Source organism: Corynebacterium tuberculostearicum, from assembly GCF_030229345.1.
Classification (GTDB): Bacteria; Actinomycetota; Actinomycetes; order Mycobacteriales; family Mycobacteriaceae; genus Corynebacterium; species Corynebacterium tuberculostearicum_G.
This window is the reverse complement of record NZ_JASPGP010000002.1, coordinates 178,518-198,360: the sequence shown is the minus strand read 5'-3', so window position 1 is coordinate 198,360 and position 19,843 is coordinate 178,518. Positions and strand designations below refer to the sequence as shown.

Sequence of the window (19,843 nt, the reverse complement as noted above, 5' to 3'; positions counted from 1 at the left end):
GCAGCTAAAAAGAGGAATATTCGATCCCGCCTCGTGATTGCTTAAAGCCTTCCTACAGGGGCTTAGAACAACCCGTGGCATAGACACGCCCATCCAACACTACATCTGTCCAGCTTAAAGGGCAAATACACGGACCAACTATTTCGCAAAGGAATTTCTCCCACCGTGACTTCCCCCTCGCACGCAAACCAGGCCTACTGGGATAGCGACGCCGCCAATTATCACGCCGAACACCCCGACTACCTTTCCTCCTTTTATTGGTGCCCAGAAATGCTCCACGAAGACCAAGCACACTTGCTAGGCGACGTCTCGGCTTCCTCCGTACTCGAAATTGGCTGCGGCTCCGCCCCGTGCACCGAATGGCTGCAGTCGCGCGCGCACTTTGCCACCGGTTTCGACATTTCCCGCGGCATGCTCAACCATGCTGGACCCGGACTTCCCTTAACGCAGGCCGATGCACTGGCACTCCCCTACGCCACGGACTCTTTCGACGCCGCATTTTCAGCGTTCGGAGCCTTTCCCTTCCTTGCCAACCTTGACTTAGCCTTAAGTGAAGTCTCCCGCGTTCTTAAACCATCCGGTCGCTTTGTCCTCTCGGCCACCCATCCCATGCGCTGGATCTTCCCCGATGATCCCACCAACCTAACGGCCGATATTAGCTACTTTGATCGTGCCTATCTGGAGCAAGACCGCGATGGCAACCTCACCTATGCGGAGTTCCACCGCACCATCGCCGACTGGTTTCAGGCTTTACAGGGTGACGGTCCGTACCTCATCGAGCGCATCATCGAGCCCGAATGGCCAAGGGGACTCACCACTACGTGGGGACAATGGTCACCAGAGCGTGGCGAAATCTTCCCCGGCACGATTATTTTCGTCTGCCGGAATTGCCGCTAACCTATGGGCATGTTTCTGGATCGAATTGGCCTACTCCTGCGCCGCGGCTTGGCGTGGTGGATCGACGCCTTCCTGGCAGCGGCCGTTATCGTTGTGGTGCGCTGGGCCATTAATGCGCTTGCCGACGCCCCCTTAACCGGCCAAGCCCTGGAAATTTACAACGCTGTGGCCCTCGCCCTAGTCTTTTATGCCTACCGCGTATGGGCCGAGGCCACGAAAACAACCTCGCTAGGAAAATGGTCGCTCAAGCTGGAGATCGTCGCCACCCACCCCGGCGTGCGCGCGGCCTGCCTGCGCAATTCCTGGCTGTTATTTTCTATGCTCACACTGACGGGAGTGCCGCTTATTGTGCCGTTGCTACTCGGCGTCCTAAGCGTGAGTGTCCTCGCCTTCGGCCAAACCCCTTTTGACATGCTCGCAAATTGCTTAGTCGAGCGCCGACCTCAGATGGACACGCCTTCTTTTCGCGGCACCAAGTAATACAGGAGCGCAAGGACTACCAGGACAGCGAACATCCAGGAAGATGGGAAGAGGAATGCTAGTGCCGTAGCTACCACCATCACCGCTACGGCCGTTAGCCTCCTGACCTTCGGGTTAGGCGCCACGCGGGCGACCGTCATGGCGGCCACAAAATACCCCGCCGCAATAATCCCGTATCCGATGGCATAGGCCTTGTGTTCTGCAAGAAACCGTTCAAGCCCGAGGCCAGCAATATCGATGGCTAGAAAGTTTACTTGAATGGCCCAAAGGCTTTCAAAGAAGCGCAGGCTCCATTTATTCGTCTTCTCTTCTAACGCCACGGCTCGGCAATTCCTTTCTTGGCTTTTCGACTTACACTCATAACTTTTTCCGCACAGAAAAGGCTACCTAAAAAAACTTAGTGCGCATCCCGCCACAACTTTTGAACTTTCCGCATTGCATAGCCGGGCATGCCCAAGTCCTCGATGGTTTGCTTATTCCACGTTCCACGGACCTGTCCTTCCACCACGATGGCGCGGCGAAATACCCCGCGGTTTCCAGGAACAAGTACCTCGTGGACTTCCTTCGTCATCGCAAATAGACGGTCTTGATAACCCAAGATGTACTCGTCAAATGCCCCCAGCAGCAATACCGATTGCTTTTTCGCGCTTCGGCCATTTCCACTACCTCAGCCAAAACAAAGTCCTGGGATTCTTCCCCACACCGCACGATATCCGGGGGAAGGTTTTCAGCTGCTGGCCTTATTAGGCTTTGCGGTAGCTTTGTCCACCAGGCAAAGTCTTGCAGAGTTGCCGGACCGTGAGTGCGAAAGTACCGGGTCATCAATTCCGCGGTAGCCACAACCTTATCGCCGTTGTAAGTCTCCTCTAGACCCGGCAAATCCACCGGTGTAATGAGCTGATCGGCTCCGGAATAGACGGCGTGACCGCTTTCCATTGCTACACGCACAACGTGCCAGAAAGGCACCTCGGGCAACGTTGTAGCAGCCCGTTCTTTGAGCTCGGCGCGCGAAAGTGGACGATCAATTAGCTTGTTCACCTCCGGTCGTAGCTCAACATCACCCTTGCGGCCCTTTGCACAAAGTTCTGTTATCCAGCCTATGTCCTTGATAGAAGCCGCGAAGAGGGTATTGCGCATGGGATAGCCACGCACAATATTCCCAGCATCCGAGTGGTCTTCCGCCCGCAAAGCAAGTGAGCGCCGTACGGAATGCAGGTCTTGGCCTTGCATGACGCCGAAGGCGCGGGCTGTCTCCTCAGCGCTCTCCCACCGCCTCATGGTTAGGCCTTGCGAGGCGAGCCTCAAGCGCGCCTTTTCCCGGCGGGAGAATATAACCGAGCTAGTGGGCTGCGGCATCCCAATCCTTGCCGGCTCCGGCGGAGACCTCTAGCGGCACGTTCAGCTCGATGGCTGAGTCCATCTCGCGCTCGAGAATCTCGCGAACCTTGTCTGCCTCACCGGGGGCGACTTCAACTACCAATTCATCGTGCACCTGGAGCAGCACGCGGGACTTCATCCCTTGCAGTGCGCGGTCCACGCGAATCATCGCCACCTTAATAATGTCAGCGGCAGTGCCCTGAATCGGCGCGTTAAGCGCTGCGCGCTCCGCGTTCTCGCGTGCTAGGCGGTTATCGGAGTTAAGCTCTGGCAAGTAGCGGCGACGGCCGAAGAGCGTTGCCGTGTAGCCATCCTTGCGGGCTTGGACCACGACTTCATCGAGGTACTTCTTCACGCCGCCAAAGCGCTCAAAGTAGCTTTCCATGATGGACTTTGCCTCCCCTGCCGGAATGCCCAATTGCTGGGATAGGCCGAAAGCGGAAAGTCCGTATACCAACCCATAAGACATTGCCTTAACTCGGCGGCGCAGCTCGGGTGTCACTTGGTCAACGGGAACGTCAAAGACTCGGGAGCCAACATAGTTGTGCAGGTCTTCGCCTTCCTTATAGGCCTCGATGAGGCCTGGATCGGCGGAGAGGTGCGCCATGACACGCATCTCAATCTGCGAGTAGTCCGCAGTCATGAGTTCATCGAAGCCATCGCCCACGATGAAGGCAGAACGAATCTGGCGGCCTGCTTCGGTGCGCACGGGGATGTTTTGCAGGTTGGGTTCGGTGGACGACAAACGGCCGGTAGAGGCCACGGTTTGGTTAAACGTGGTGTGAATGCGGCCGTCAGGCTGCACGGTTTTGATGAGACCTTCCAAGGTGGTCTTCATCTTCTGGTACTCGCGGTGTGCCAAGAGGTGATCCAGGAAGGGATGAGGGTTCTTAGCCGCGAGCTGTTCTATCTCCTTGGCCGCGGTGGAATAGCCCGTCTTCGTCTTCTTAGTCTTGGGCAGCTCGAAGGTCTCAAAGAGCACGGTTTGCAACTGCTTTGGCGAGTTGAGGTTGAGCTTGTCATCGCCGGCAAGCTCGCGAGCGGCGCGCTCTTGTTCGGCAACCTGCTCTACAAAAGCATCCTTTTGCGTTTCGAGAATGTCAACGTCGACGGCGATTCCGGTAGCCTCCATGCGCGCCAGAATTGTCACGAGCGGCAGTTCTAGGTCGGTATAAAGCTCGAAAGAGTCAATCTCCTGCAGCTCCGCAGTGAGCCGTTCTGCCAGCTCCATAATTGCCGCGGCCTGATCAACCAGGGAGGAATCATCCAGGAGAGACAGCTGCTCCGTGGCGGCGCTGAGGGTCTTTTGGAGGTGGCGCTGGTAGACGTCGGCAAGCGCGTAGGTGCGCTGACCTGGGCGAAGCAGGTAGGCAGCAAGGGCCGTGTCATGGGCAATGCCGGCAAGCTCTATCCCACGACCGGCAAGCATATGAAAGGCCGCCTTTGCCTCGTGGAAATACTTCGGCGCATCAGATGCCAACCACTGGGCTAGGGCCTTATCGTCCTCAGCAGAAAGATCGCCCAGCTCCACTTGCAGGCCGTGGCGTTCCTGGTCCACGAAAGCAATCGCAGACGCATCGCCCTGCCCCGGGTTTCCCTCGCCTTGGACATACACCGCGACATGCTCGCGGCCGGGCAGCCACTGGGACAGCGGCTCATCATCGATGACTGTCTCGAGCTCTTGGACTTCCTCGGTCTGTTCGGCTGCCTCAGCACCATCATTGGGAATGGCTGCGAGTACGCGATCGCGCAGGTTGGTACCGAACTCCAGGTCGTCGAACTTGGCGGCAACGTCGGCGACCTTGGCTTCCTTAAAGGCCAAGTCATTTGGACCGACCCCTAGGTCCATGTCCGTAATCATCTGGGTGAGCTTGCGGTTCATCTGCACCTGCTCGATGCGCTCGCGGAAGTTATTGCCCACCACGCCCTTAATTTCCTCGGCGTGCTCTACCAAGGATGCCAAGTCTCCATACTTGACTATCCACTTGGTGGCAGTCTTTTCACCTACCTTTGGGATGCCCGGCAAGTTATCGGAAGGATCGCCACGCAACGCGGCAAAGTCTGGGTACTGCGCAGGTGTAAGACCGTACTTCTCCTCTACTGCGGCGGGGGTAAAGCGGTGGAGCGTGGATACGCCCTTCATGGGATAGAGCACCGTCGTGGACTCATTAACTAACTGCAGGTAGTCACGGTCGCCGGTGACGATGAGGGTCTCATAGTCTTGTGCCTCGGTTGCGAGAGTGGCCAGGATGTCATCGGCCTCGAAATTCTCCCGGGACAGGGTGGTAATTCCCAGTACCTCGAGCACCTCGCGAATGAGGTCTACCTGACCCTTGAATTCCTCCGGCGCAGCCTCGCGCTGGGCCTTATAGTCCGGAAACATCTCGGTGCGGAAGGTTTTGCGCCCCACGTCGAATGCCACCGCAATGGCGTCAGGGGTCTCTTCCGCCACGATATTAGAGAGCATCGATAAGAAGCCATACACGGCATTGGTGTGCTGGCCTCCTGAGGTGGAGAAATTATCCACCGGCAGGGCATAAAAGGCACGAAAGGCCATAGAGTGGCCGTCAATGAGCAGAAGTCGAGGCTGATTAGTAGTCACCTGCCCCATCCTAGAGAAGCACACCGACATCCGAACACCCCGGTGCAGATTTTGTGGATGACGTGCGCATTCCCCCGCTGCCCCTACCCAATTAGGAATTCGCCTAGTGCCTGCGCTACTATTTTCACAGTCAAAGGCAGTCCGCCTTTGGATTGTGCGCCCCTGTAGCCCAATTGGCAGAGGCAACGGATTCAAAACCCGTCCAGTGTGAGTTCGAGTCTCACCAGGGGCACAACGAGATAAGACCTCGGTTTCCACTAAATAAGGAAACCGAGGTCTTTGCTTTAGCCCAGTTCAGGCAGGGTTGGCAGGTGATACTTGCGCAGTAGCGCGTTGATTTGCGGAATCGAGGTCTTCAGTTGCGGGAGGGCGAGGCCGATGAGGCCGGCCACGCCCGCGATGCCGAGGATTGCTCCCAGAACGGCGGGCTTGGAGCTCGCGTCGCTGCTCGATGCGGAGCTTCCCGTGGCAGGCTGCGTGGTATCGGCCGGCTTGCCGTCCCCGTGTGCACGGGCGGTAAGCCATTCGTCCTTGCCCAGAACGCCCTGGGTCAGGCGGGTCTCGCCGATCCAGCCGTACCACGGGTCCTGCGGGCGCTGGTTATCAAAGCCGCCGCCCATGACCCACTGCAGGTCGCGCGGGAGAAGGCCTTCGGCGCCTACGGCATTGCGCAAGATGGGCGCGCCGTTGATAAACATTTCCACGCTATCGCTTTGTGGATCATTGACCACGGCGATGTGCATCCACTCGTCCTTGGGCACCTCGTGGGACCATACGGTAGAACCGCTTCCCTGCTTCGGCTCCGCCCACCAGCGCAGCTCGCGGAGATTGGAGATACCAAACATGACGGTGGGATCCGTGTCCTCAGAGCCGTCAACCAACTTATTGATGGCAGAGTCGCGACTGAGCGCGCTTCCCCAGCCATGCTCGGCACCATTGAAGTCTTCAGGAATCTTGACGAAGGATTCGAAGGTGTACCCCTTGGTGGTGTCCACATTATTGGCGGCCGCGCCCTTGTCGGTGCGGAACTCGGCATTGCCAACCTTGCCGGCAGGGTCGGACCAGAAGAGCGAGCCGGAATCAGAGGACAGCGGGTGATGGTCAGAGCTATAGGTCACCCGGTCACCTAGCATGGCGCCAGAGCGATGCAGGTCACTGCCCGAATCGCTGGCAATATCGGGGACGGTGGTGCCGCGGCCGGCAGGGGCGCCGTCGGCAAGCGCATGCCCGTCCTTGTCTTGGGCCTGGCCCGGGCGCCAGTGGAATACGGTGTGGTCGTTCTTGGCAAAGTCATCCGCGCCCGTGGGCAGCTCATCCTCCGCGATGGTATAGGGCCTATAGCCTTCCGCGGCGATGTCGCGCGCACGCTGAGCTAGGTCCGGCTGGTGGCCCTCGCCCACGGTGAAATCCGGGGAAAAGGAGGAAAAACGCTGCTCAAAGTCGAACGGAATGGCGTAGCTATCGCCCTTATCATCCAGGGTGAGCTTGTCGAACTGCGTCAGCTCCTCGTGCGGTTTCTGCGCCACCCACGGCGAGAGCGCGGTCATCTCCAGCTGCTTGCCGGAAAGGTCGAACTCGAGCACGCCCAGCAGACCATTTCCGCCCTGATAGGCCATCTGATAGTCCTGCAAGATGGAAACGACATCGTGGCCGGCATCGTTCTTATCCACGCGGTAGCCCGCACCGTGGTGGTGGCCGCCCATCACCAAGAAAACCTGGTCGTTGCGCTTGATGAACGTATCCCACAGACCCTTGCCGTAATCGTCAGAATAGAAGACGTTTCCCTCGCCATCGATATTGAGGGCTTCGTGCGTCGTGACGATGACGGGAAGATCTGGGTGCTTATCGATGATGCCTTGCGCCCACTCCACAGCTTTTTCATCGGCGCGCCAGCCCAAAGCGAGGTTGAGGTACTTCTGCCCCTCAGCCTCAAAGATGTGGGCCTCGGAGTCATTATTGACCGCAGTGTAGCGCTCTTGGAAGGTCTCCGGATTAGCAGCCTTGGCGCGACCGGCGCTAAACCACTTGTCATACGGGTGGGCCGCCGCACCCTCGACGTCCATGTCGTGATTGCCGGGCAGGATGGAGTAGTTCAGATCCGAGTCGTCGAGGACCTGCATGGCCTTATCGGCTACCTGCCATTCACCCTCCACGTTCCACTGGTCTACAACGTCACCCAGGTGGGTGACGAAGTCCATGTTCAGCTCGTCTTGGTGGTCTACCAACCATTGAGTTTGGGCCAAGTAGGGTTCGCTTCCGTAGCGAGCTTGGGCCAAGTTGCCCGTCTCCGGGGTGGAATAGCGCGAATAGAACTGGGTATCCGGTAAGACGCCGATGCTGAAACGAGAGCCCTCGCTTGGCGACGCCCCCTCGGCCCCAAACTCCGCAGCACTTGCGGCCGGTACAACAACGAGGTTTCCCACCACCGCGGTTGCAGTTAGCGCAGGCAGGACGAAACGATTTTTCATAGAGAGTCCTTTAAGACTGGAAAGGAATGCTTGCTCAGGGAAGATGGCGGGAATACGCAAGGGATTCTAGGACGTGAAGCTTTCAGCTAGTTGAAGCCCGCGTAAACAGGAGACTGAATAATGGGAAACTTATGGTTGCCTCTGGAAGAGACATCTTCTCGTGTGAGATTCCGTATAACCTGCCCCAAACTGCATAGTTGCATTGGGGTGCATTAAACTGACAGAATATTCATGAATGCGGTTTTACCTCTACGGTTAGGGAGAAGACCCTCCCCTACCGCGGTAGGTAGATCACCGCCCTCTAATGAAAGATATGCATTACGATTCACAGTGGTTCGCCTAGCCTCCCACTTCGGCACTTTTCTGCTGCCTTGCTAGGCCAGTCGCCCTCCGCACCAGCCCCCTCCCAGGTAGATTTTTATTTTATGCAGTACATTTTGAACGCTATCCGCGGCGCCCTCATCGGCATGGCCGAGCTCGTACCGGGCATCTCCGGTGGCACCGTGGCGCTCATCGTGGGCATTTATGAACGCGCAGTCCACAACGCCAACGATCTCATCTCCGGCCGCTTCAAGAAGGTGGAATGGAGCTTCCTCATCTCCGTAGCGATCGGCATGTTCATCGCCGTCTTCGGAATGTCCACCGTGCTTTCTAACTTCGTAGATAATCACGTATCGGCTTCCGGAGCGCTCTTTTTGGGCATGGTTGCCGTGTCCATTTTTGTACCGCTATCCATGCTTTCTAAGCAGGAGAGGCTACGCCCCTCGTCCATCATCGCGTTCGTCGTTGCCACGATTGCCATCTTCTTTATCACCGGATTCACCTCCGAACCGCACGAGAACCCCAGCCTTATTGTGGTCTTCTTCGCCGCCGCCATCGCGGTATGCGCACTCATCCTGCCTGGCATCTCCGGCTCGCTCATCCTGCTGACCATGGGCCTCTACCAGCCCATCATTGGTGCCGTTTCAGATCGTGACCTAGGCACTATCGCCGTTTTCGCGCTGGGTGCCCTGTGTGGTCTTGCGGCGTTTATCAAGGTATTGAACTTCCTGCTGGATCACCACCGCGCCCCTACGCTGATGGCTATGGCAGGTTTCATGCTCGGTTCTCTGCGCGCACTGTGGCCCTGGGGAGCTGACCAAGATGCCTCTAGCGGCATCATCATCGGCATGTTCATCCTCGGTGCACTCATCGTCTCCGCCTTCATCTTCGTAGATATGAAGAAGGCCCGCGCTATAGATGAAAGGACGGCGCAAAAATAATGCCGCGCTCGTTTTCTCGCCGCGCAACTATCGCCGCGGTCCTCGTCCCCACGCTGAGCCTGGGCGCCTGCGTCACCAACGAGGAAGATTCCACTCCGGACGGCTGGGAAGAACCCCATTCCGCAATGGTGCCGGAAATTGCCGCCATGTATGACGACAACGATGGCGTCCTCACTGCCGGAACTAACCCACCCTATGCCCCATTTCAGCTTAAGGATTCCCACGGGGCGCTCCAGGGCGTCGAACTCGATCTTGCGCACGCCGTTGCCGGCGTCTTGGGACTCGATTTCCAGCCCGTGGAACAGGACTTCTCCATGATCCTGCCCGCCGTGCAATCGGGCCAGATTGATATGGGCGCATCCGGATTCACGGATAACCCCGAGCGCCGCAATGAATTCGACTTTGTAGATCACCTCTACGCCGGCATCCAGTGGGCAGAACGAGTAGACGGACCTAAAAAGGTTGACCCGGATAATCCTTGCGGCTTGACCGTTGCGGTGCAGCGCACCACGGTATCTGAAACCGACGATGTGCGGCCCAAGAAGGATGCGTGCAACGGCGATCTCACAGTCTTGTCTTATGACACCGGTGACAACGCCGCGCTGGCGGTACTTATGGGACGCGCAGATGCCCTGTCCGCAGACTCCCCAGTAACGGCGTGGGCTGTGAATCGCTCCGAAGGAAAGATGCGGCAGGTAGGCGATATGTTCCAAGCATCGCCCTATGGCTTTGCCGTACCCAAGGATTCCGATTTGGGCAAGGCCTCTGCCGCGGCACTGCAACACCTCATCGAAACCGGTGAGTATGCAGAAATTTTGTCCCGCTGGGGCATCGAGGATGGCTTAATAGACCAGGCAATGATTAATGAAAGGCCGATCAATGGTTAATGAAAATGCGGCGACGCCAGCTACGGCAGAGCCTAAGGAAAAGCCCGCCAAGATCGAGGCGCGACCTCTACGCCACCCGTGGCGCTGGGTATTCGCCGGCCTGCTTATCGTGCTCGGCGTGTGGTTCATCATCGCCTCCGCCCGCAACGAGGCCTTTGGCTGGGACACCTACTTCCAGTATCTCTTTGATAAGCGCATTGCACTTGCCTCCCTCCACACCATCGCCATCACCATTTTGTCCATGATCATCGGCGTTGTCGGTGGTGCCATACTTGCGGTTATGCGCATGTCCCCGAACCCGGTGCTGCGCAGCGTCTCCTGGATATTCCTCTGGGTCTTCCGTGGCACGCCGATCTATGTGCAGCTGGTGTTCTGGGGCCTGCTCTCCGCCATCTACCAGTCCATCAACCTGGGCTTTACCGAGGTATCTTTGCAGACGATCCTCACCAACGCCTTCTTCCTTGCGGTGATGGGCCTAGGCCTCAATGAAGCCGCCTATATGGCCGAGATTGTGCGCTCCGGTATCACCTCCGTTCCCGAGGGGCAGAAGGAAGCTTCCAAGGCACTGGGCATGTCCTGGTGGATGACCATGCGCCGCACCGTCCTTCCGCAGGCCATGCGCATTATCATCCCGCCCACAGGCAATGAGTTCATTTCCTTGCTCAAGACCTCGTCCCTCGTGGTGGCCATTCCTTATACCGAGGAAATCTTCGGCCGTTCCACGGATATTTCCGCCGCCCTCTTCCAACCCATCCCGCTGCTACTGGTCGCAGCGTCCTGGTACCTAGTGGTTACTTCCCTACTGATGGTGGGGCAGTACTTCCTAGAGCGCCGCTTTGAGCGCGGTGCCACCCGCGAACTCACCGGCCGCCAACTCGCCGCGCTGGCAGACGCTGAAGGAACCATCCCCCGCAACGTATCCGTGATTTCGGAGGCTAAAAACTAATGGCTACTCCCATGATTTCCGCCCAGAACGTCCATAAGTCCTTCGGACAGCTCGAGGTCCTCAAAGGCATTGACCTTGAGGTCCAGCCCGGCGAAGTGGCCTGCCTACTAGGCCCCTCGGGCTCCGGCAAGTCCACTTTCCTGCGCTGCGTCAACCACCTTGATAAGGCGACGGCCGGCCGACTCTACGTCGACGGCGAGCTGATTGGCTACCGCGAAAAGAACGGCACCCTGTATGAGATCAGCGAGAAGGAAGCCGCAGAACAGCGCTCCGATATCGGCATGGTCTTTCAGTCTTTTAACCTTTTCCCCCACCGCACGGTGATTGAAAATATCATTGAGGCACCGGTGCAGGTGAAAAAGATTCCGGAAGAGACCGCCCGCGCCCGCGCTATGGAGCTGTTGGAGGACGTTGGACTTGCTTCCAAGGCCAATAACTACCCTGTGCAGCTCTCTGGCGGACAGCAACAGCGCGTGGCCATCGCTCGTGCGGTGGCTATGGATCCTAAGCTTATGCTTTTCGACGAACCTACGTCCGCCCTCGACCCCGAGCTCGTCGGCGAAGTGCTGCGCGTTATGAAGGATCTCGCCGCCGAAGGCATGACCATGCTCGTAGTCACCCACGAGATGGGTTTTGCGCGCGAGGTAGCCGATAAGGTCTTCTTCATGGACGGCGGCGTGGTCATTGAGTCCGGCAGCCCAGCTGAGGTTTTGGATAACCCGCAACAGCCACGTACCAAGGACTTTTTGGCTTCGCTGCTCTAATTCCCGCAGCACTCCGCAGAGTGCCTTCAGCCCGCCGCCCTCTTCCGCGAAGAGGACCGGCGGGCTTTGTCGTGGCTTACTCGTCTATGAAAGCGTCAAAATGCCCCGAATCAGTGCGCTGGCCGCACCCAACCCGGCAACGCTCAGTGAGAGCACGCGGGCCTTTTCTCGCGGAACGCGCTGGGAAATGCGGGTGCCGGCCCAAATTCCGACGAACATACCTAAGACTCCGGCGGGCCACATCACCCAAGGCAGGCCATCAAAATGCGCCGCACCAGTAAGCGTCTTGGTCATCACGGAAAAGAATCCGCCTACGACAAAAATCGGCTGCAGCGTCGCAGCGTAGACATGTTGGGGCCACTTTGCTGCCTGGGCGTAGACGGTAATAACTGGGCCGGCCACACCGGCCAAGGTATTGGTAAACCCTCCGAGAATACCGGCGGAGATGGCAGGGCCTTTGCCCTCCATCGGCGGGACAAACTTCTTTCCAAAAGTGACAACCCCCAGTGCGGCCAGAAGCGCAGCGCCCACTACGATCATGAGCCCTGCCGTGTCCATGCGCCTAATGAGCAGCGCCGCGGCCAAGGAACCAATCACCATGACTGGGGCGATGAGGCCGAACTTCTTCCAGCTCACATTCTCGCGCACAGAATACGTTGTCAGAATCGCATTTATGCAGGCCAGAACGTTGATCACCAAGATGCCTTCGACCGGCCCCATGATCAACATGAGGATGGGACCGCCGATGAGACCGAGCCCCATTCCGGAGACCCGCTGCAGCGTCGAACCAACGACAACGACGAGGAAAATAACCAGGGCGAGGCTCACTGACGGTATTTCTCCTTTACCGCACGGCCTACGGATTCGGGGAACATCCCCGTTACGTCGCCGCCAAACTTTGCTACCTGCTTACACAGCGAGGAACTGATATAGCCGTACTTCTCGTCCGTGAGTAGGAAGACGGTATCGATACCGGAAAGGCGCCGATTCATCTGCGCCATGGGCAGCTCATATTCATAATCCAGAGAGCTACGCAGTCCCTTCACTAGGACGTCTGCCCCATGCTCCGTGGTGTAGTCCACCAACAGCCCGGAGCAATAATCCACCTTGATGGAAGAATCCACGCTCTGGCGGATAAGTTCCATGCGTTCCTCCACGCTAAAGAGCCCAGAAGGCTTGTCAGGGTTACCGGTTACCAACACGGTGACCTCATCAAACATCTGGTTAGCGCGATTGATGATATCGACGTGACCTAAGGTAACGGGGTCGAAGGATCCAGGGCAGACGGCCTTAGTCATGCTACTTTCGCTTTCTTTTCAGGGGTTTAGTCTTCGGCGTCCTCGCTGCCGGGACGGGTATAAACCGCCATATCCATGCGTGCGATGCCAAAGGTGCGCTTCTTCAGCTTCTGGCCGGTGGGCTCAAAACCAGCAGGCCACACCGTATCTGCGGAATCGACGTGGCGCTCAATTACTACCATTGCGTGATCAGTAAGCACCGGTTCGATGGCAGCAATGAGTGCATCCACCTCATCGAAAGCATAGGGCGGGTCTGCAAGCACCAGGTCAAAGTGTTTGCGCGGGGCACTAGCCAGGTAAGTGCCTACCTTCATCTCTTGCACACGCACGCCGGGATGCTTGACGACGCCCATGTTGTGCCGAATGATCTTTACCGCATCGGCCGAAGATTCCACCAGTACTGCTTCATCTGCCCCTCGGCTCGCCGCCTCTAGGCCTAGGGCACCAGAGCCAGCAAAAAGGTCGAGCACCGAAGATCCCGCAAAGCCCCACCGTGCAGTAAGGGATGAAAACAGCCCTTCGCGGGCGCGATCTGCGGTAGGCCGGGTTCCTTCTGCGGGCACTTTAATGGTGCGTCCGCGAGCTTCGCCGGCAATAATGCGCGTCATTTATGCTTCTCCAATCTCCATCAAAAGGTCTCCGCCCACCACATCACTAAAGTCAGAGACCACGATAAGGTGGACCTTTCCTGGTCCCGGACTTTCTACGGGAGCCTCGAGCTTCGTGGCTTCAACGGTCGCAAGCGGTACTCCGGTATCAACAGTGTCTCCCACATTCACATGGCAGCGGACGATGCCCGCGAAGGGGGCGTAAATTTTCATGCTTCTAGGTTAACCCGTCTTAGTTCTTCTCCAAGTATTCCTGTTCGCTTTCGCTCAAATTACGCGTGAGTTCCTCAGCCAACTCGGGATTGCGCAACACCATGGCGCGCGCATCCGTGTGGGTGCGCTCCACAATGTCTTGGTCATCCGCCAAGTTCAGTAGCCGCAGTGTGCGGTGCGTTCCGGACTGCATGGTGCCCAAGATGTCGCCCTCTTGGCGCTGGCGCAAATCAAGCTCGGCCAGTTCAAAACCCGAGGACGTTTGGGCGATCTGAGTGATACGACGGAAGGACGGAGTGTTATCGGCTGCCGTCGTGTGCAAAAGGCAGACGGAGGCATTGCCACCTCGTCCCACACGCCCTCGCAACTGGTGCAACTGGGAAACGCCGAAATGCTCGGACTCGCGAATGAGCATCACCGTGGCATTGGGAACATCCACGCCCACCTCAATGACCGTGGTAGAGACCAAGATATCGATCTCTCCCCTAGCAAATGACGTCATTACCTCGTCTTTATTGGGCATCTTTCCATGCAAGATGGCTACCCGCAGTCCCTTGAAAGGACCGTTTTCTAGCTGCTGTGCAAGCTCTAGCACTCCGCCTTTGCCTTCAATGCGCGGGCAGACGATATAGGCCTGATGTCCGTGGGCAACCTCCTCGCGTATGCGCTCGAGTGCGCGTAGCACCCAGGTCGGCCGCCACTCGGCCACCACTGCTGACTGAATAGGTTTGCGACCACCGGGCAGCTCGGTCAGCGTTGATACGGCGAGGTCGCCAAAGACGGTCATCGCAATGGTGCGCGGAATCGGTGTTGCTGTCATCACCAGCACGTGGGGGCTAAGGGCTTCACGTGCCTTTAACCGCAGGCTATCGCGCTGCTCTACACCAAACCGGTGTTGCTCATCTACGACGACCAATCCAAGGTTAAAAAACTCCACGGTGTCTTGGATAATCGCATGGGTTCCAATGATGATGTCCGCGTCACCGGAGACAATATCCAATAAAGCCTGCCGCTTGTCCGCCGTACGCATGGAGCCGGTCAGGAGTACCACCTTTACCCCTTCGGGAACCGCGGTCCCGATGGAGGCAGCGTGTTGGGAGGCGAGCACTTCCGTAGGCGCCAACAGTGCGGCCTGCGTTCCTGCGTCAACAGCCTGCAGCATAGCGCAGGTGGCCACCATGGTTTTGCCAGAGCCGACCTCACCTTGCAGCAATCTCATCATGGGCAGCGGGCGAGCAAGATCGTCTTCGATCTCGCTAATGACGCGACGCTGCCCTTCAGTCAGATCAAAGGGCAGATGACTCAGCAATTCCTCGCGATAGCCGCCTAAGGTAGCCGGCATGGTAGAAGCGGTGCGGGCTTCGGCATCGCGCTGGCGCAATGCCATCACCAAACCAATAGACAGAGCCTCGTTGTACTTCAGCCGCTGAATCGCACGGTACGGGCCTGCTTCGCCCGGCTCATGGATTTCCCGCACTGCCTTATCGAGGCTGATGATCATCTGATAGTCCAGCGGTTCCTCAATCGGCGGGGTCTTAGATAAGACGAAGTGGATAGCGCCCATGATGTACCACGAGGTCACCTTGGACGTAGCCGGGTACACCGGTATCCATTCGCGTTCCAAGAGGAGCTGGTCGAGCCTGCCAAACTGCGACAGGCTCCGCAACGAGCCGGTGGCTTTTGGGCGGTGCTTCTTGCCTGATTCGGCCGCTGGCTGGCGGTAATCATCCAGTTCGCCATCGGGGCGGCCGAAAGCATCAATCTCTACAAAGTCCGGCTGCTGCAACTGCGGCTGGTTGCGAAAGAACTTAAGCTTGCCGCTCATCATGACGCGCTGTCCGCGGTGCAACATTCGCATCACGTAATTGGCATTGAAAAAAGTCGCAACGATGCTGCCATCGAGCTGCACATTGATGATGGTGGTCTTGCCCGAGTCATGGCGGGTGAATCCGGTAATGGTTCCGGTAACCGTGACGATATCGCCCTCAGCAGCGTCTCCTAGGCCGACGTCTTTGTTGTGGCGGATATAGTCTCGCGGATAGTGAGCTAAGAGCTCACCGCAGGTCTCATACCCCAGCGCTTTGGTAATCTTCGCGGCGTCCTTCGCCGCAAGCACCTCCGTCAAAGGGCGGTTGTCCTGCCAGCCGAGCATTGCTATTCCACTCCGATTTCGGTTGCGATATCCGGTACTTTCAGTGCCATAACGTCCACGCGAAGCTGTTGAGCTAGGTCCTCCTGGTCTAGGTCAAGGGCGCTTAAGACTGTGACCTGCTCACCGCCTTCTGCTAAGAGATCGCGGCAAGTGGCAATGATTGATTGCGGGGTTTCCTGGCTCGGGTAAGCCACTCGCATGGACTTGGCAGCATCACGCATGGCGGCGACGACGGCACCAGTATCTGGGTTATCCGGTTCATAGACGGAGATCGCGGCTAAGGCTGCAGCCAGGGATTCCGCGGGCACTACTCGCCCAGCAGCGGTCTGCGAACTCACGCCGGTAGCAAGAACGATGTCCTCGTGTTCCGCCGCAATGGGATCATCCGGTGGCACAACGCTCACCCCCGCAGATGCCAGAAGATCAGTGATGGGCCCGGCTGGTGCGGCGGCAAACACTCTACGAGAGATCGGCGTTTCGGAGGCAGGTTCGGTGTGAGGAGGCAGGACCTCAAGGTGGAGGTTGGTTACCTCTCCTGTACCAAAGGCGGTTTCGATGACCTTGCCTGCCTGGCGGGAGTGGATATGTACATTAGCGCTGTCCTCGGTGGCCCGAGCGATAACGAGACTATCTCCCAACGGTTCAATTGCTTTCTGCAGCGTGTTTATATCTCCCTCGAAGAAAAAGACCACTTCCAGTTCAGTTTCCGGCTCCGGTTCGGGCAGGCCTGTGTGCCCGGTCGAGCCTTCGATCTCAGCAAGGAGAGACTCTAAGAGGATAACGAGGCCAGCGCCGCCGGCATCCACTACTCCTGCCTCGCGCAGGGCTGGCAATTGCGAAGGAGTGCGCTCGAGGGCCGCTTCCGCGGCAACGATTGCGGCGCTCACAATACTGTGCAAGGTTGCGCCTGGGTGCGCTTCAGCGTCATCGGCGGCCTCAGCTGCTGCCTTCAAGACCGTGACAACTGTGCCTTCCACCGGTTCGACAATGGCTCGGTCCACCAGCTCCACGGCCTGCTGCAGGGAGCGGGCAAAGACAGCACCGTCGATAACTGAGTCCACAGTTGACTCGGCAATGCCGCGCAAAACCTGAGACAGCACCATTCCCGAGTTCCCGCGGGCACCACGCACCGCCCCGATCGCAAGGGAGTCAGCGACATCGCCGCCATTGTCCAGCTCCGCTACCGCTGCCTCCATCGTATGCGCCATATTTGAGCCCGTATCGGAATCCGGTACGGGAAAGACATTGAGCGCGTTGATCTCATCGCGGCGATGGGCTAATTCCCCCACGGCGCGGGTGGCCCAATTGCGCATTCCGTGGGAATCCAGCGTGCTGGGGTAGGACATGCGCAATAGTTTACAAGCGCCAGTCTATTTCCTGTGCGCCTTGGTCTCGCAAAAGGGCGTTTGCCCGGGAAAAGGGCTGAGAACCAAAGAAGCCGCGGGTGGCAGAAAGCGGTGAGGGGTGTGGGGACTTGATACAGGGGGCGTCGGGAAGAAAGCGCTCACACGCTTGCGCATCCCGGCCCCAGAGAATCGCTACCATGGGGCTGCGGTTGAGCGCGCGAATGGCAGCCTCTGTGATCTCTTCCCAACCGATGCGGCGGTGCGAACCGGCTTGGCCTGGGGCTACGGTAAGCACTCTGTTAAGCAGCAGCACTCCCTGGTCCGCCCAGGCGCTCAGGTCACCGTCTGCCCGGCCGTCGATACCCAGATCATCGTGCAGCTCGCGGTAAATATTGACCAAGGAACGCGGCGGTTTCACACCTGGGCGAGTGGAGAAGGCCATGCCCATGGCGTGTCCTGGGGTGGGATAAGGGTCTTGGCCGACGATGAGCACGCGGACATCGTCCAGCGGCATCTGCAACGCGCGGCAGACGTCCTCGGCCGGGGGCAAGTAGTCCTGCCCCTCAAGAGCATGGGAGATCTGTGGCCATTGGCTTTCTACTACCGGCGCCAGCACCGGTTCCCAGGAAGGGTGGTAAGTGGGATGCATGGTTAAAAGCTCAGCCAGCCTTTCTGATAGCTCGGTGTCGTGCCTCCCAGCGTAACCCCGCAGCCGCGGGTTACGGTGCCAATCTTTCGGAATCCCGAGGGCGCGTTCTTTGCGGTCGTGCCGATGAGGGTGTGGTCTTCCCCGCCGCTGAGTACCCATTCCCAGGGATCGCAGCCGAGTAGATCCGCGGCCTGGCACAGCAATTCTTCCGGTTGCAAGGCCTGCGGATCCAAGTCCATGTGCACGCAGGAGTGCTCGGCCATCGTCGTGCAGTCTTGAATCAGACCGTCTGAGTTATCGGTCATTGCGGTCACCCCCGCGGCACGGGCAATGACGCCGCGGCCGGGGTTGAGCCAGGGGGCACAGTGGGCGTCGATAAGCGGCTGCAGGTGCTCATACCCTGCAGGAAGGTTCCGGCCAAAGCGCTCCAACAAGGCTAAGCCGGCGGCCGAGTGGCCGATCTTGCCATGCGCTACCACCTGCTGACCTGCTCGCGCTCCGTCCAAGGTCAAGGCGGGAAGGCTGCCGCCTAAGAATCCTACGGCCGTGATATTAATGACCAAGAGATCGGACTTCGTAAGGTCGCCGCCTACCAACTCGGCGTTATAGAAAGAGCTATGCTCCGCGATTCCCTCGGCGATGCCGCGCACGAAGGGCACTGGGGTATCACCTGGCGCGGCGATTGCAAGGAGGGCGGCAACCGGTCGGGCACCCATAGCTTCCACATCGGCAAAATTGCGCAAGATGGCCTTCTTGCCAATCTCGCGCGGAGTAGACCACTCGCGCAGGAAATGGCGCCCCTCCACCATCAAATCGGTGGCCGCCACGGTGCGTGAATTTGGCGGCGCACTGGGCAGAACCGCGGCATCGTCTCCATTGAGCCCACTGGAGGCCACGGAGGTAATTTCCCGGATGGCGGCGCGTTCTCCCACATCTGCGAGAGTCTGAGTTAAGTTCACCAGCTTCCTTTCGATACTATGAGCCCTTATGACATCCCAATTTAACCGCACCGCGATCTTCATTTCACTTGGGTTGTCCATAGTGATGGTTCTGGCGGTCCTTTTCGGCGCAAAATACGTATTCAATAACGTCGCCAAAGCCCCCGTGGCGGTCTCCCCCGTGGAGTCTAAGGAGGCAGACTCGCAAGCCTGCCGCAGCTTTATCGACGCCCTTCCGGATCAGGTCATGGATAGGCCACGTGCCGATATTGCCGAGCCCGTACCTTCCGGTGTCGCGGCTTGGGCCGCTACCTCAGACGATAAGGTCACCGTGCGCTGTGGCGTGGATATGCCTTTCCAGTACACCGAGTACTCCCAGACCCAGGACGTAGAGGGCGAACAGTGGTTCCAGGTGCGTGATGCCACCCCTGGCTCCAACCTCACCACTTGGTATGCGCCGCAGCGCTTCCCCATTGTCGCGGTCACTGCCTCCACTGACGCAGAGCCAGGCGAGCTGAACGACGCCCTCTCTTCCCTCGAAGAAAAGCCTGCCACTGCCCACGAGGCGCCACTCAAGGCTCTCAAGGCGGGTGATGACCAGATGTGCGCAGAAGTAGACAAGGCCCTGCCCGATTCGGTGGCTGAGGGATACAGCCGCCGCAAGGTAGAGGAAAAGAATACCTATGTCTGGAGCGCCGAAGGCCGCGAAGACATCGTCGCGCGATGCGGCGTAGCCAAGCCGGAGAACTATCGCGCCGGAGTCAAGCTCCAGCAGGTTAACGATATTCCGTGGTTCGAGGACACCACCTTGGCTCACGGCACGACCGCAGGCACGTGGTTTGCCCTCGGCCGCGAGGACTACCTTGCGCTACACGCCCCACAAGATGCCGCGCAGGCGGCACTGGTGGAAATCGGCGACGTTCTCGCAGAGCACACGGCCGAAAAGTAGGCAGCGC

Annotated in this window: 20 protein-coding genes and 1 tRNA gene; 8 read left to right on the top strand and 13 right to left on the bottom strand. The window is 58.4% G+C overall.

The genetic code is table 11. The features are described 5' to 3' along the window. Positions 1-165: 165 nt before the first annotated feature. Entirely contained in the window at positions 166-897 is a 732-nt protein-coding gene (locus tag QP884_RS02500) for a class I SAM-dependent methyltransferase (RefSeq protein WP_284820538.1), read from the top strand. 9 nt (positions 898-906) lie between these two features. After that, positions 907-1,377: an RDD family protein gene (locus QP884_RS02495; protein WP_284820537.1), complete on the top strand. Its 471-nt coding sequence runs from the start codon at positions 907-909 to the stop codon at positions 1,375-1,377. Here the strand turns inward: QP884_RS02495 and QP884_RS02490 are convergent. The 4 genes from QP884_RS02490 to polA all read right to left on the bottom strand — a co-directional run bounded on the left by QP884_RS02490 (position 1,341) and on the right by polA (position 5,365). Further along, positions 1,341-1,697: a hypothetical protein gene (locus tag QP884_RS02490; RefSeq protein WP_284820536.1), complete on the bottom strand. Its 357-nt coding sequence runs from the start codon at positions 1,695-1,697 to the stop codon at positions 1,341-1,343. The two genes, QP884_RS02495 and QP884_RS02490, sit on opposite strands and share 37 nt — an antisense overlap. Positions 1,698-1,774: 77 nt before the next feature. Next, complete coding sequence (locus QP884_RS02485; RefSeq protein ID WP_284820534.1) at positions 1,775-1,975, bottom strand: hypothetical protein; 201 nt, start codon at positions 1,973-1,975, stop codon at positions 1,775-1,777. After that, positions 1,945-2,607, bottom strand: coding sequence for a DNA glycosylase AlkZ-like family protein (locus QP884_RS02480; protein WP_284820565.1), 663 nt, complete (start codon positions 2,605-2,607; stop codon positions 1,945-1,947). Before QP884_RS02480 ends, QP884_RS02485 begins: the two co-directional genes overlap by 31 nt. Positions 2,608-2,716: 109 nt before the next feature. Then, positions 2,717-5,365: a DNA polymerase I gene (polA, locus tag QP884_RS02475; protein WP_284820532.1), complete on the bottom strand. Its 2,649-nt coding sequence runs from the start codon at positions 5,363-5,365 to the stop codon at positions 2,717-2,719. 149 nt (positions 5,366-5,514) lie between these two features. Between polA and QP884_RS02470 the strand changes: the two genes are divergently transcribed. Then, positions 5,515-5,588 (top strand) — tRNA-Leu (locus tag QP884_RS02470). Between the two features lie 52 nt (positions 5,589-5,640). Here QP884_RS02470 and QP884_RS02465 read toward each other — a convergent pair. Then, on the bottom strand, positions 5,641-7,824 hold the full coding sequence (locus QP884_RS02465; protein ID WP_284820531.1) for a LamG-like jellyroll fold domain-containing protein: 2,184 nt from the start codon (positions 7,822-7,824) through the stop codon (positions 5,641-5,643). Between the two features lie 425 nt (positions 7,825-8,249). Here QP884_RS02465 and QP884_RS02460 point away from each other — a divergent pair, with 425 nt between their 5' ends. Genes QP884_RS02460 through QP884_RS02445 form a run of 4 tightly spaced genes read left to right on the top strand, consistent with a single transcriptional unit; the run spans position 8,250 to position 11,683 of the window. After that, entirely contained in the window at positions 8,250-9,086 is an 837-nt protein-coding gene (locus QP884_RS02460) for a DUF368 domain-containing protein (protein ID WP_284820529.1), read from the top strand. Next, positions 9,086-9,973, top strand: a complete 888-nt coding sequence (locus QP884_RS02455) for an ABC transporter substrate-binding protein (protein WP_284820527.1) — start codon at positions 9,086-9,088, stop codon at positions 9,971-9,973. Before QP884_RS02460 ends, QP884_RS02455 begins: the two co-directional genes overlap by 1 nt. After that, positions 9,966-10,919 carry an amino acid ABC transporter permease gene (locus tag QP884_RS02450; protein ID WP_150851377.1) on the top strand — a complete coding sequence of 318 codons (954 nt, stop codon included), beginning with the start codon at positions 9,966-9,968 and terminating at the stop codon, positions 10,917-10,919. The genes QP884_RS02455 and QP884_RS02450 overlap by 8 nt, the downstream gene beginning before the upstream one ends. Continuing rightward, positions 10,919-11,683 carry an amino acid ABC transporter ATP-binding protein gene (locus tag QP884_RS02445; RefSeq protein WP_005323289.1) on the top strand — a complete coding sequence of 255 codons (765 nt, stop codon included), beginning with the start codon at positions 10,919-10,921 and terminating at the stop codon, positions 11,681-11,683. Before QP884_RS02450 ends, QP884_RS02445 begins: the two co-directional genes overlap by 1 nt. An 84-nt stretch (positions 11,684-11,767) precedes the next feature. Here QP884_RS02445 and QP884_RS02440 read toward each other — a convergent pair whose 3' ends face one another. From QP884_RS02440 to QP884_RS02405, 8 genes are read right to left on the bottom strand one after another with little or no spacing between them, the layout of a single operon-like run. Beyond that, a complete protein-coding gene (locus QP884_RS02440; RefSeq protein WP_284820525.1) occupies positions 11,768-12,511 on the bottom strand; it encodes a sulfite exporter TauE/SafE family protein in 744 nt (247 codons plus the stop codon). Next, positions 12,508-12,981: a pantetheine-phosphate adenylyltransferase gene (coaD, locus tag QP884_RS02435; protein WP_005323291.1), complete on the bottom strand. Its 474-nt coding sequence runs from the start codon at positions 12,979-12,981 to the stop codon at positions 12,508-12,510. The genes QP884_RS02440 and coaD overlap by 4 nt, the downstream gene beginning before the upstream one ends. A gap of 26 nt (positions 12,982-13,007) precedes the next feature. After that, on the bottom strand, positions 13,008-13,589 hold the full coding sequence (rsmD, locus tag QP884_RS02430) for a 16S rRNA (guanine(966)-N(2))-methyltransferase RsmD (RefSeq protein WP_250412288.1): 582 nt from the start codon (positions 13,587-13,589) through the stop codon (positions 13,008-13,010). Then, complete coding sequence (locus tag QP884_RS02425) at positions 13,590-13,802, bottom strand: biotin/lipoyl-containing protein (protein WP_284820523.1); 213 nt, start codon at positions 13,800-13,802, stop codon at positions 13,590-13,592. Positions 13,803-13,821: 19 nt separating this feature from the next. Beyond that, positions 13,822-15,954 (bottom strand): ATP-dependent DNA helicase RecG, encoded by a 2,133-nt coding sequence (locus QP884_RS02420; protein ID WP_284820522.1) that lies wholly within the window; start codon positions 15,952-15,954, stop codon positions 13,822-13,824. 2 nt (positions 15,955-15,956) lie between these two features. Continuing rightward, positions 15,957-17,300: a DAK2 domain-containing protein gene (locus QP884_RS02415; protein ID WP_284820521.1), complete on the bottom strand. Its 1,344-nt coding sequence runs from the start codon at positions 17,298-17,300 to the stop codon at positions 15,957-15,959. 10 nt (positions 17,301-17,310) lie between these two features. After that, positions 17,311-17,949: a uracil-DNA glycosylase gene (locus tag QP884_RS02410; RefSeq protein ID WP_284820519.1), complete on the bottom strand. Its 639-nt coding sequence runs from the start codon at positions 17,947-17,949 to the stop codon at positions 17,311-17,313. Positions 17,950-17,951: 2 nt separating this feature from the next. Then, a complete protein-coding gene (locus QP884_RS02405) occupies positions 17,952-18,989 on the bottom strand; it encodes a thiamine-phosphate kinase (RefSeq protein WP_284820518.1) in 1,038 nt (345 codons plus the stop codon). On the opposite strand from QP884_RS02405, the gene QP884_RS02400 reads away from it, so the two are divergent. After that, positions 18,937-19,836, top strand: a complete 900-nt coding sequence (locus QP884_RS02400) for a DUF3515 domain-containing protein (RefSeq protein ID WP_284820517.1) — start codon at positions 18,937-18,939, stop codon at positions 19,834-19,836. The genes QP884_RS02405 and QP884_RS02400 overlap by 53 nt on opposite strands. Positions 19,837-19,843 lie beyond the last annotated feature (7 nt).